This window comes from Pseudomonas sp. EA_65y_Pfl2_P78 (genome assembly GCF_963970495.1).
Classification (GTDB): Bacteria; Pseudomonadota; Gammaproteobacteria; order Pseudomonadales; family Pseudomonadaceae; genus Aquipseudomonas; species Aquipseudomonas baetica_A.
This window is the reverse complement of the sequence record NZ_CAXAON010000016.1, coordinates 103,027-115,729: the sequence shown is the minus strand read 5'-3', so window position 1 is coordinate 115,729 and position 12,703 is coordinate 103,027. Positions and strand designations below refer to the sequence as shown.

The following is a 12,703-nucleotide window of genomic DNA, read 5'->3' as shown; positions in this document are numbered from 1 at the left end:
GGTGAACATCTGCGCCGCAATCAACGGACTGACCAAACCGCCGACATGGGCTATGGCAAACCAGGCGCGATCCTGCTCGGCGGATTCCGGCCGAGGGTCCAAGCGCCAGCCTTCGAGGGTGGTCATGTGTTTGCCGATGTAGAACTTTTCCATGATCTTCGACTTTTTCCAGTTCTCCGCGTCGTAGCCGGGGCGGTAGTCGGTGTCGTAGGTGCCTCGGGTAGCTTTGGTCGGGTCGCTTTGCGAGGCATTGATCAGGCTCATGATCACGTTGGGCGTGCTGGTGAAACGCAGGCTGTTCTTCACGCTGAAACCGGTGTTGCCGTCGTCGTGAATGAAACCGTATGGCATGCATACGCCCGGGCCGTTGGGTACTTGGTAGAGGTCGCGGGCTTCAAATCGGGCGACGAGATCTTTGATCCTTTGCGCGGCATTCTCGGTCGGTTTGTTCATATGGAAGTAAAACACCCGGTTGTTGCGCCAGAGGAGAAACTCGTAGGGTGTGTCTTCGCTACCCAGAATATGAGCGTCAGGGATGCCCAAGTCGTGTTCATAGCCTTTGGTTCTTTCTATTCGGATTTCCAGAGCCGCAATCTCGGCTTCACGGGCTTTTACGATGTCCGCTGAGTAACTGCGCTTGATCGTTTCCAGCAGACTCTTTTCTGTTTTTAGCTCTTGCTCGAGGTGTTTTTTGTAGAGTTCGGTATCGTGAAGAATAGCGTTGCGGGCTCTGTCGAATTTTTCGCGTGTTGTAACATCACTCACTCGTATAGTGAGTTGGTCATAGTCGTAACTGACATAGTCACTCACGGCGTGGATTTTTTTTGAAAACGTATGTCCACCACCACTATCTATTCGACTGTCTTCAATTCTGTAGGTCGCCCATTCAAATGACTCCGGCGCCTGAAACGTTGTGCGGCCGAGACATTCTTGGTAACCGGGGTCTGCCAGTGCTGACTGCATAGCAAACAACAGAGAGGTATAAGCGATGGTCACGCGGATCATGAATTGTGCTCTTGTCTCGGAGAGGTTTCGTTAGCGCTGGCGAAATGCACATCTGATTTTTTGTTTTGATTGTGCGCAATGATCGTCAGGTTCAATCCTGAGTCATTGTTCTCACCTTTAGTCCAGTTGATGGGTAAGGCCGTAATGAATCCTTCAATCCCTATTGGCGCAGGGTAAGTCTTTACGTCAGCTAACGTCGTGCTTTCCCAAAAAGATATCTCGTAGGGTAACGCCCCCGTAAGCTTACCTCCAAGGCTTGGGTCCAACGTTGAGCCATACACCCACGTTGGCCATATTGAGGCTGGGAATCCGTTTCGGTATTTTTTCGCTGTTGACTCTTCTATCACTTGTAATCGGCTTACATTCTGAGGAATGAAGCTGAAGGATCGTTCGTAGGCCCTTGAATTGTTATTGGCCCGTTCCTGAATAGCCTTCCACGTCTTTTCGGCCGCAGGTTGATCCAGCGAATCTCTCAATCCAGTGAAAGCAGGGACAGAGCTTTTTTTGGTTTGGCTTAATCCAAAATGCTTCTTCCACAAGTCCTTGCGTAATTGGTTGATGGTTTTTCCCACTTTTTGTTGGTGTTTGCCATCTAGGAGCACGTTGACCGATTCACTGTCACGCAAAATCACGGCCAGTTCCGAATCACGGTTACCGCATTGACTGCGGTCGTTTATGTTTGCACTGCCTAGGATGGCTACACGGTCATCGGCGATCAACAATTTGCTGTGAACGTAAATTTGCTCAGTCACGATTTTCCCGCCCCCGAGTTTGTCCCAGGTTCGCAAGTTAAGTAGGGTCAAATATTGGGTCCAGTTTTGCTGGGCATATACGGGCTCATCGTTGATGTCTTTGCGCTCAATGATTTTCGCGGCTTCCTCCCGGGTCGCGCCACGATCCATCATTGCTTTCATCGCCATATGTCGCTGAACACGCTTGACCAGACTCTGCTCACCAAATACCAGACTTTGCATGGTCAGGTGAATCTGATGCATTAGGTTCAGCACATTCAATGCGCCCTCCGGGTGTACCGGCAAAATCAGGTACACGTGAAATGGGCGGTTTTCTGTAATCGCTCGCCCAATCCGGTCGGCGAGTGCTTTGCCGATGCTGTTGGTGAGCTTTTGTTCTTTCCCCAACTTTTGGGTCAGCCAGCCCTGCGCATTGGTTTGCCAGATGGAAAGGAAACTGTTGAGAAACTTGTGTGCTTCTTCCCCTGGTTCCTTCCCGATGGCATTGACTTCCTTCCAGTCGATTTTGGTGAAGTCCTGATCTTCGAGAGCTTCGCGCAACTTAACCCGGGCGACGTAGCCCTGGTGCAGGGTGGCCGGGTCGCGCAGGCTGGCCATCGGCCCCGAAAGTTGGCCGTCTTCGGACAACTCTGCCTCATCCCCAAAATCAGTCTGAAAAAACTGGTTCTCGATGTAAATGAAGTGTTGGGCACTGGAAATGGTCTGCAGCATGGCGCGCAGGCAGTTGTCCTGAACGCCGCCAGTGTTGAATCCGGCGGGCAGCGGCAAATTCACTTTGGCTTTGCCTCTGCCCTTGGCTTCCTGGCTGCTCATGGTGGCCGAAGCACTACGCAATACCTGTACGCTGACTTTGCCCGTCAGGAGGGCTGGCGGTGTCGGTAATGTCGCAGCCTGGTCGATCCATACTGGCTTGGGCATCGGCAACTTAAGGTTGATCTGGTTGCTGGCGTCCAGGTGGTGGGGCAGGCCGGCGCTTCGGGCGAGGGTATTGACCCATTCCATCAGGGCAACGATCACGTTGGTTTTTTCCAGGCTCTTTATTTCGGCAATGTAGGCCTGCTGACCGTTCCAGCGGTCGATGAAGTTGCGCGACAGGTCATAGACAGACGGACCTTCGATGCGGCTGTGAACATCCTGCCAAGGCATTCGCGGCTGGTCGTCGGCCAATCGGCTGTAGTCCGACGAGGCCAGTGGCTGTGGTGTGTGTTTGAGATAGGCGAACGGCTCCTGATGATTTTCCAGACGGTTTTGCAGCAGCGCGTAGAAGTGCCCGAGCAACGAGGTGGCGATCTGGCCGATGTCGCTCAGCCAGCCCATTTTTTCCGCCGGCATGGCATCGTAGCCCTTGTCGCAGAACATGGCGATCATGCGTCCCAGGTCGGTCGTGCTCATCCATTTGTTGATCAGTTCGTAGCTCTTCAGGCGCAGCCCCGCCTGCAACTCTTCTGCACTGGCCTCCACCTCCCGTATCCAGACCTGTGCCTGGCTTCTGAGCGGTTCGGCAATGGGCAGGCGCGTCCAGTTGTGTTTGATCAGTGCGGTGATCTGGCGGATGGCGGTGTCGATCAGATACTGCCGGGGGGAGGCCAAAGGGTCGATGGCCCCCACGTACTCCTTCAGGCTATTGCCACCCTTGGCCATCCAGTCGAATACCGGCAAGGGCGGGCTGGCAAAGAAGTTCTGTACGGTCGCGCCGATATTGATCAGGGTGTCGCGCCGGGGCAGTTCGAGCTTGATGTTGACGCTGTCAGTGCCCAGGGTTGCGGCGGCGATGGGTTTGGATAGATCGAACAAGCTGCCAAGGAGCAGGCCTGTGCGACTGACATGTTTGTGCATGTCCATCCAGCCCAGATGCGGAATTCCCGGGTTGTACGCGTCGTTGCCCTTGCGATCGCGGGCATCAAGGCTGAAGTTGTTGTCATCACGACGCCCGTAAGCCAGATCGATGCCGCCGACGTAGCCGATCTTGTTGTCGATCACCACGCATTTCTGGTGGTGAGAAAACGTTGAACCCAGGCCTTTCATGTCGCTTTGCTGGATGGCCGGTGTACAAAATGCGCGTGCGCCGCCGAGCCCTGCGTTGAGCTGGAATACCGCGAGCATGGTTTCGAAGTCGTGGGTGCCGACGCTTGCTGCGGGACTCAGCCACGGCATGACGAAGACTTTGAGGGCCGGCGTTTTCACCAGTGCGGCGTGCAGGCATTCCCAAAGGCTTTGTTTGCCGTCCAGCGTGACGTCGTAGTTGATTTGCCAGCCCGTGATGAAAATCGAGGTTTGGGCATTGCCGATTTCAGTGGCCAGATCCTTGTAGTAGTCCTCGCCGGTGGTGAAGAAACGCACGTCATTGCCGCTGCGCTTGGGTGCGAAGGCCGACTCGTCCTGGATGAAGAAGTCCGGCGCGTTCACCGCTGGCAGGGCCTTGCCCTGAGCTGTATTGATCTGGCTGATTTCTTTGTGGCGAATGCCGTTGTAAGGCGTTGCTGAGTCCGTCATGGTCATTCGTCCCTGGTTTGCAACTGGTTGTACGGATTGCCGTCGGCGAGCAGATCCTGTTTGCTGCGTTCACTGTTCGCCGTACTGATCCGGCCATGTTTGGCGCTGTCGTGAAAGTCGAGGGCGGCGAGGGCGAAGCGCTCCTTGTCGGCTTCCGAGGGTTCGTCATGCAGCGCCACTGGCACGCGTTGCCCCGGATAGCAGAGCCACAGAGGGCCCTTGGTCGCATAGGCTTGGGACAACTTCAAACGCTGGGTTTCATCGATGTTGACCCGTCCGTCGTCGTCGGTTTGACCTTCTAGCAAGGGGGCCTGCTCGCCGTCCTGAACAATCGACCAAGCGGTGTGTGCCAACGGGAAACCTTCGTCCCCCGGGACGTCAGTCAACTTGATATCGAAGAAATACTCCCTTGGCTTGGCCGGTGGTGCGATGACGCCGGGTTGGGCGGTGTCGAGCAAATTACCGGGTTTGGCTGACGGCGGTGGTATCGGCAGTTTCGGCAGCAAAATCGCAATCCCTGACCCGGTTCCCGCAGCCCCCCCGGCATTGATTTTCACCACCGGCCCAACCACCGTCACGCCGCCAGCATCAAGCTTGATAAAGCTACCGCCACCCAACACGGTCAATTCCGTTCCCGCCTCGATCACCATTTTGTCGCCAGACTTCAGGTGGATTTCTTTCCCGGCATGGGTCAATTGAGCGGTTCCGAGTTTGATGTGCTGGTTTTGGGTCACGGACAGGTGATCGTCGGCCTTCACTTCAATTTTTCGGTCGGCAATCGTGGTGCGGTGCTCTTCGGCCTTGAGTTCGGTGTAACTGTTCTTTTCGACCGTATCGTGACGTTCATTCCCGACCCGAATCTTCTGGTCATGCTCAACGTTTTCATCCCAATCCCGCTGCGCATGAATGTAGATCTGCTCCGCACCTTTCTTGTCTTCGATGCGCAGTTCGTTGTAGCCGCCACCACCCGGCGAGCTAAGCGTTTTGAACACGCTGCGAGTCTTGTTCGCCGGCAAGGCATACGGCACCGGGTTTTCCTTGTGGTACAGACAGCCGGTCACCAGCGGTTGGTCGGGGTCGCCTTCGAGGAAGGTGACCAGCACTTCCATGCCGATGCGCGGGATGGAGATGGCGCCGTAGCGGTCGCCGGCCCAAGAGCTGGAAACGCGCAACCAGCAGCTGGTTTTGTCGTCGGCCTGGCCTTCGCGGTCCCAGTGGAATTGCACTTTGATGCGGCCGTATTGGTCGCAGTGGATTTCTTCGCCTTTGGGGCCGGTGACCATGGCGGTCTGGCTGCCGAGTACGCGCGGTTTCGGGTGTTCGAGGGCCGGGCGGTAGAACACGTCCCACGGGGTGGCGAGGAAGGTGTTGCGGTAGCCTTGGTGGAAGTCGTCCTTGTTGTCGGTGGTATCGCTGGTCACGCCTTCTTCGAGGACTTGCGGCTGTTTGCCTTCGTGGACGATTTCGGTGAGCAGCCACAGGTCGTTCCACTCGCTGCGCGGGTGGTCGGACATTTCCATGAAGTGGCCGCTGACCAGTTTGGTCTGGTCGCCGCGACCTTCGGCCTGGCGGTAGTCGGCGCGATGGCGTTCGAGGGCGCGCTGGCTGAGGAACTTGCCACGGGCGCGATCGATGAAGCGGCCGGGGTAGTCGTAGTCTTCGAGATCCGGTTCGGCGTCTTTGCTATCGAGAGCGCCTTCAGGTTTGTAGGCCGCTTCCATTTGCAGGCGCGGTTTTTCGAAGTCGTAATCGCGGCGGGTGACGCGGCGGGTGCGGGTTTCCAGGCGCAGCTTGAAGCCTTTGATCACCGGTTCGTCGGCGACCATGCCGCTGCCCTGCACGTAAGCGGTCGGCTGCCCGAGTTTCGGGAACACGGTCTGGTCGTCGCCGAACACCAGCAGGTGGGCTTTTTCGCTGTGCTGGAAGTGGTAGTGAATGCCTTCCTCTTCGCACAGACGCTGGACGAAATGCAGGTCGGTTTCGTCGTACTGCACGCAATAGTCGCGATCCGGGCACGGCTGGCTCAGCTGGAAGCTGTAGGCGTTGCCCTTGATGCCGTGTTCTTCGAGGATCAGCGCGATGATTTTCGGCGCCGACATTTGCTGGTAGATGCGCTGGTTGGTGCGGTGATACAGGTATTGCAGTTGCGGCACCATCGACACTTTGTAGCGGGTCAGGCGCTTGCCGGCATCGCCCTGGGCGACGCGGTAGATCTGGCCGTGGATGCCTGAGCCCTGCGGATCGAATGCGAGAAACGCCTGCTTGTGCAGAAGTTTTTCCAGGTCCAGATCGGGGTTTTCGCTGACCAGTTCGAGGTCGAAACGATACGGCTGGCTGATGCCTTCGGTGCCGACAAACGACAGCACTTGCAGGTCGCCCACGTAGTCTTCGACCTTGAGGCTGAAGTGGGTTTCGTTGGCCAGGTTGAACATCTCAGACTCCTTGAGACAGCGCCGGTAATCCGTGGGCGTAGTGCATCTGTGTAGGGGGATGCAGATGGGAGCTGGATGTTAAACGTAAAAAGTTGCGCAAAAAGTTGCGCACATACGGTGAGGGCCCCGGTCTATGGGGGCTCCGGGAAAGTAATGCGAAATATTTCTTGGCGATGTGCCATCAGCTAGCCCAGCACAGAGCATGCTTTGCTGGGCAGTCGAGGGCATTTTTCAGCCGCTCAGGCGCTGAATTCCACCACCGGCATCTGCCGCTTCATCAATACCTTGGCGCCGCGAATCGAATACAGCGGCAGACCCTGGCTACGAATCACTTCGTAATCACTGTCCGCCGAAAGGATCAACAGGTTCGCCGGGCGCCCCGGTTCAAGGCCATAACGCTCGCCCAGATGCATGGCTTTGGCGCTGTTGTCCGTCACCAGATCCAGCGCACTTTGCAGGTTGCGGTAACCGAGCATGTGGCAGATGTGCAGCCCCGCTTCAAGCACGCGCAGGATGTTGCCGTTGCCCAGTGGGTACCACGGATCGACGATGGAGTCCTGGCCGAAGCACACGTTCATGCCAGCCTCCAGCAACTCGTTGACGCGGGTCACGCCACGGCGTTTCGGGAAGTTGTCGAAACGGCCTTGCAGGTGAATGCTTTCGGTCGGGCACGAAACAAAACTGATCCCGGAATGGCCGAGCAGGCGGAACAGTTTGGCGCAGTAGGCGTTGTCGTAGGAGCCCATCGCGGTGGTGTGGCTGGCGGTGACGAGTGCGCCCATGTCACGGCTGCGCGCTTCTTCGGCAAGCACTTCGAGAAAGCGTGAGTGCGGGTCGTCGGTTTCGTCGCAGTGCACGTCGACCAGACAACCGGTGCGCTCGGCCAGGTCCATCAGAAACTTCACCGAACTGACGCCCTGATCGCGGGTGTATTCAAAATGTGGAATCCCGCCGACCACGTCCGCGCCCATGCGGATGGCTTCTTCCATCAACTCGCGACCGTTGCGGAATGACTCGATGCCTTCCTGCGGGAACGCGACGATTTGCAGGTCGATGAGGTGACGGCTCTCTTCGCGCACTTCGAGCATGGCCTTGAGTGCAGTGAGTTGCGGGTCGGTGACGTCGACGTGGGTGCGTACGTGTTGAATGCCGTGGGCGGCCAGTGCCTCAATGGTTTTCTTGGCGCGGGTCTTGGTGTCTTCTTCGGTGATGGTGACCTTGCGCTCGCCCCAGCACTCGATGCCTTCGAACAGCGTGCCGCTCATGTTCCAGCGCGGCTCGCCAGCGGTGAGGGTGGCGTCGAGGTGAATGTGCGGCTCGACGAAGGGCGGCACCACCAGGTTGCCGCCGGCGTCGAGGTCGTCGGGCCCCAGGGACGGCGCTTCGGTCTGGGGGGCGATGCTGCGGATCAACCCGTCTTCGAGTTGCAGTTGGTGCAAACCTTCCTTGTGGCGCAATCGGGCGTTGATGATGTGCATCAGGCGAATCCTTTTTATAGGTCTTGTAGTGGCGCGCTGGCGCGGCGGGCGCCGAGCAGGCCGGTGACGATGACATACGTTAGCGCGGCAGCGGCAACGCCGACCAGCGGCGCGACCCATGGCGAACTGAATGCGGCCACGGTGCCGACGGCGTAAGCCCAAAGCCCCGGCCAGTTGAAGGCTGGCAGTTGTGCGTCGACCAGCCGTGGATAGCGCCCGCGCCAACGGTAGAAAAAGTCAGCCATGATCACCCCGCCAATCGGCGGGATCACCGTGCCGAGCAGAATCAGATAGGGCACCAGCATGTCGTACATGCCCAGCAGGGCGAGCAGGGTGCCGATCACCGCGCCGGCGAGGGTCACGGTCTTGCGCCGCCCGGTGCGCAGCAGGTTGCAACCGGCGACGGCGAAGTTGTAGATGGTGTTGTCCTGGGTGCTCCAGATGTTGAGCAACAGCATCGCCATCGCCGCCATGGCGAAGCCTTGCAGCAGCAAGACTTCAACCACATCCGGCTGCTGATAGACGATGGCGCCGTAGGCCCCGATCAGCACCATTAAACCGTTGCCGATGAAGAACCCGATCAGGCTGGCCAGTACGGCGACTTTTGCCGAGCGTGAGAAGCGTGTCCAGTTGGTCGCCTGTGTTGCGCCGCTGACGAAGGTGCCGAACACCAGCGTGATCGCCGTCGACCAGTCCATCGAGCCGCTCGGGACGATGCTGAGCAAACCCTCGAAACCGCCGACCTTCACCGTCGCCACCCACATCGACAGCAACAGCAGCAACATCATCGCCGGCACCGCGATGCAGGAGAGAATTTCCAGTCCGCGATAGCCGACATATGCCGTGGCGCAGAACATCAGGCCGAACAGCACCATCAAACCCAGCACCGTGCCTTGATCAAGATCGAAATATTTGCCAATCACCACCGCCGCCGTCGCGGTGCCCCAGGCGTACCAGCCGATCTGGGTGAAGCCGAGGATCAGGTCGCTGAGTTTGCTGCCGACTTCGCCGAAGCAGAACCGGCCCATCAGCACCGAGTTGAGGCCACTCTTGAAGGCGATGTAACCCAGGCCCGCCGCGTAGAGGCCCAGCAGCAAGTTGCCGACGATGATCACCGCCATCATCTCGCTAAAACTGAACGCCACGCCGAGCTTGCCACCGGCAAACATGGTGGCAGTGAAAAACGTGAAGCCCAGTAACACGATCGCCGTCGAGGCCAGGCCTTTGCGCGCGTGCATGGGGACTTCGCTGAGGGGGTAATCGTTGCCGGCATCGTTCTGCGTCATGGGGTGGTCCTTGCTGAAAAGGGGAAGACGCGGGAGGGTTGCAGTGCTCGTGCCAAATGCGGGTGGGCGAGATTATGTATAGACGAGTCGCGAGGAATGGCACGAAAGCGGTGCAGTTGAACGCACCGAGGCACAATCTGGGAGCTGTCGAGGGCGGCGGGTTTTCCGATGCACAGCGCGAAGGTTTGAGCCCGAAAAGTCCAGGCATGGAAAAGAGCGGTGGTGGCTGTTTAGTGGTGAACTTCAGAGTTGCCGGTATAGAGCCGGATAATCTGATCAATCTCCCCCGACATTTTCATCCTCAGCAACGTGCGTAAAACGCGCTGCACTGGCACCTTTGGGTCATTCCTGACATAGCAGCCCACGCTCTGCTCCTGCAGTATCGCGACACCTTGCAGTTGCTTTTCAGGCGTCAGGCGTTGGTTGAACCAGTCCAGCGTCCACTGATTGCTCACGGCATAGCGGTAACGCCCGGCCAGCAGTTTTTCCAGTACCTGTTCCTGATTTCGGGCGTCTTCGCGATGCAGTCGATCAGCATCGAACAGGTTTTGCAGGGTCGGGTAGGTGTAACCGAGCACGGTGCCGATGGATTGGCGTGGCAGTCGGTTAGTGTCGACGCGGGCAGGCTGATCCTGGTGGCTGATCAGCAAATCACGCTGAAAAAACAACGGAATGCTCCAGATGTAATCCCCGGACTGATTCGGCAGCCAGGATTGTGCGGCAAAGCAGCGCACGTCGACTCCGCCGTGTTCCATGGTGCTTTGTACGCGAGTCCGGGGCAGAACGTGGAATTCTGCCGGCACGCCGACCTGAGTCGCGAGGCTGAGCATCATGTCGTACAGAATGCCTTGGGTCGGACGACCGCGTTCAAGTTGCACCATCGGCATGGCCCAGCTATCCGGCACGGCGAAGCGCAGTGGTGTTTGCGCTGCCGTCACGCTCAAGCTGATTCCCAGCAGTGCCCCCAAGGCCCAACGCATAAACGCTCCGGTCATTTCCCGATCCCGAGCCGATAAAAGACTCCGCTCATGCAGCTTAGCCACATTAGACGAGGACACCGGATGCAATTTTGCCCTTGCTCCGCTAGCATTAGCCGCTTCAGCTTCCTTCGTTGCGACGGTTTTCGATGAGTTATCAGGTTCTTGCACGTAAATGGCGTCCGCGCTCGTTCCGCGAAATGGTCGGCCAGACCCATGTGCTCAAGGCTCTGATCAATGCCTTGGACAGCCAGCGGCTGCACCATGCGTACCTGTTCACCGGTACACGCGGGGTGGGTAAAACCACGATTGCGCGGATCATTGCCAAATGCCTGAACTGTGAGACAGGTATCACTTCCAGCCCCTGCGGCGAGTGTTCGGTGTGTCGTGAAATCGACGAAGGCCGTTTTGTCGACCTGATCGAGATCGACGCCGCGAGCCGCACCAAGGTCGAAGACACTCGCGAGTTGCTCGACAATGTGCAGTACGCGCCGAGCCGTGGGCGCTTCAAGGTCTACCTGATCGACGAAGTGCACATGCTCTCCAGCCATTCCTTCAATGCGCTGCTGAAAACCCTCGAAGAGCCGCCGCCGTACGTCAAATTCATCCTGGCGACGACTGATCCGCAGAAACTTCCGGCAACGATTTTGTCGCGTTGCCTGCAGTTCTCTTTGAAAAACATGACGCCAGAGCGTGTGGTCGAGCATTTGACCCACGTCCTCAGTGCCGAAAACGTGCCGTTCGAAGACGATGCCCTGTGGCTGCTGGGTCGCGCCGCTGACGGGTCGATGCGAGACGCCATGAGCCTGACCGATCAGGCCATTGCTTTTGGTGAAGGCAAGGTTCTGGCCTCCGACGTGCGAGCGATGCTCGGCACACTGGACCATGGTCAGGTCTATGACGTCTTGCATTCGCTGATCGAAGGTGACGCCAAGGCGTTGCTCGAAGCTGTGCGTCACCTGGCCGAGCAAGGCCCGGACTGGAATGGTGTGCTCTCGGAAATTCTCAACGTGCTGCACCGCGTTGCCATCGCCCAGGCGCTGCCCGAAGGTGTCGACAACGGTCATGGCGACCGTGATCGCGTGTTGGCATTGGCTCAGGCCTTGCCGGCCGAAGACGTGCAGTTCTATTACCAGATGGGCCTGATCGGCCGTCGCGATTTGCCGCTGGCGCCTGATCCGCGCGGTGGCTTTGAAATGGTGTTGTTGCGGATGCTGGCCTTCCGGCCCGCCGACACAGTGGACGCCCCCAGGCAACCGCTAAAGCCAGTGGGGATCAGCCAGGCCACAGTTGATTCCGCAAACGCCGTGGCTGCCGCGCCTGAAGCTGCGCCGGTGGTCGCTGCAGCTATTGCGCCGGCTCCAGCGCCGGCTGCTGCACCCGCGCCGGCTCCCGAGCCAGCGCCGGTGATTGCTCCTGAGCCGGAACCGGAACCAGAACCAGAACCAGATCCTGTGCCCGAGCCTGAGCCAGTCGTCGTCGATGCCGTCGTCGACTTGCCCTGGAACGATCCGGTAGAACCCGAACCCGAACCGGCCCAGCAGCCGGCGGTCGACCCCGTGCTGGAAACCGCTGCCGAGCAGCCTGATCTGCCGCCGATGCCGTTGCCCACCCCGGACAGCGTTGTACCGGACGCGCCGGAGTGGGCCGCCGCACCGATTCCCGAGCCGTCGGTCGCCGACGTCGATGCCGCCACGCCGGGCATGGACACGGATGACGAGCCGCCGCTGGACGAGGACTACATCGAGCCGGACATGGATTCGGCATACAGCTATCTCGACGAACTGGCGAGCGAGCATGCCGCAGAACCGGCCCCGGAACCCGAGCCGGAGCCCGCAGCGATGCCGGCCACCGGTCTGGCGTTGCAATGGCTGGAACTGTTCCCGAAACTGCCGATCTCCGGCATGACGGGCAGCATCGCCGCCAACTGCACGCTGATCGCGGTTGATGGCGATCAGTGGCTGATGCACCTGGACCCGGCTCACAGCGCCTTGTTCAACGCCACTCAACAGCGTCGTCTCAACGATGCGTTGAACCAGTTCCACGGTCGCACGCTGAGCCTGACCATCGAACTGATCAAGCCCGAGCAGGAAACCCCGGCCCAGGCCGCGTCCCGTCGCCGTGCCAACCGTCAGCGCGAAGCGGAGGAGTCGATCCACGGCGATCCGTTCATCCAGCAGATGGTTCAGCAGTTCGGCGCAGTGGTGCGACACGATACTATTGAACCCGTCGACGCCTTGGTCGCCCAAGGCTAATAACTGAAGGCGCTCGTTCTCCAAG

7 protein-coding genes are annotated in these 12,703 nt (G+C 58.7%); 1 reads left to right on the top strand and 6 read right to left on the bottom strand.

The window, feature by feature from the left end:
- The 6 genes from AACY02_RS14755 to AACY02_RS14730 all read right to left on the bottom strand — a co-directional run.
- Window positions 1–1,005, bottom strand: a 1,005-nt coding sequence (locus AACY02_RS14755; protein WP_339432590.1) for a hypothetical protein, incomplete at its 3' end; no start/stop codon positions are given.
- A complete protein-coding gene (locus AACY02_RS14750) occupies window positions 1,002–4,256 on the bottom strand; it encodes a phospholipase D-like domain-containing protein (protein ID WP_339432589.1) in 3,255 nt (1,084 codons plus the stop codon). The genes AACY02_RS14755 and AACY02_RS14750, both read right to left, overlap by 4 nt.
- Complete coding sequence (locus tag AACY02_RS14745; protein ID WP_339432588.1) at window positions 4,253–6,682, bottom strand: type VI secretion system Vgr family protein; 2,430 nt, start codon at window positions 6,680–6,682, stop codon at window positions 4,253–4,255. Before AACY02_RS14745 ends, AACY02_RS14750 begins: the two co-directional genes overlap by 4 nt.
- A gap of 239 nt (window positions 6,683–6,921) precedes the next feature.
- Window positions 6,922–8,160: a cytosine deaminase gene (gene codA, locus AACY02_RS14740; protein ID WP_339432587.1), complete on the bottom strand. Its 1,239-nt coding sequence runs from the start codon at window positions 8,158–8,160 to the stop codon at window positions 6,922–6,924.
- A gap of 14 nt (window positions 8,161–8,174) precedes the next feature.
- Window positions 8,175–9,446 (bottom strand): cytosine permease, encoded by a 1,272-nt coding sequence (gene codB / locus AACY02_RS14735; RefSeq protein WP_339432586.1) that lies wholly within the window; start codon window positions 9,444–9,446, stop codon window positions 8,175–8,177.
- A 230-nt stretch (window positions 9,447–9,676) separates the two neighbouring features.
- Window positions 9,677–10,426 (bottom strand): substrate-binding periplasmic protein, encoded by a 750-nt coding sequence (locus tag AACY02_RS14730; protein ID WP_339432593.1) that lies wholly within the window; start codon window positions 10,424–10,426, stop codon window positions 9,677–9,679.
- 146 nt (window positions 10,427–10,572) lie between these two features.
- On the opposite strand from AACY02_RS14730, the gene dnaX reads away from it, so the two are divergent.
- Window positions 10,573–12,678 carry a DNA polymerase III subunit gamma/tau gene (gene dnaX / locus AACY02_RS14725; protein ID WP_339432585.1) on the top strand — a complete coding sequence of 702 codons (2,106 nt, stop codon included), beginning with the start codon at window positions 10,573–10,575 and terminating at the stop codon, window positions 12,676–12,678.
- The last annotated feature ends 25 nt before the right edge of the window (window positions 12,679–12,703 follow it).

Excerpts from the sequence above, each read along its gene's own strand:
- AACY02_RS14730 (WP_339432593.1), bottom strand. The coding sequence starts at position 10,426 with ATGCGTTGGGCCTTGGGGGCACTGCTGGGAATCAGCTTGAGCGTGACG.
- codB (WP_339432586.1), bottom strand. The coding sequence starts at position 9,446 with ATGACGCAGAACGATGCCGGCAACGATTACCCCCTCAGCGAAGTCCCC.
- AACY02_RS14745 (WP_339432588.1), bottom strand. The coding sequence starts at position 6,682 with ATGTTCAACCTGGCCAACGAAACCCACTTCAGCCTCAAGGTCGAAGAC.
- AACY02_RS14750 (WP_339432589.1), bottom strand. The coding sequence starts at position 4,256 with ATGACCATGACGGACTCAGCAACGCCTTACAACGGCATTCGCCACAAA.
- dnaX (WP_339432585.1), top strand. The coding sequence starts at position 10,573 with ATGAGTTATCAGGTTCTTGCACGTAAATGGCGTCCGCGCTCGTTCCGC.
- codA (WP_339432587.1), bottom strand. The coding sequence starts at position 8,160 with ATGCACATCATCAACGCCCGATTGCGCCACAAGGAAGGTTTGCACCAA.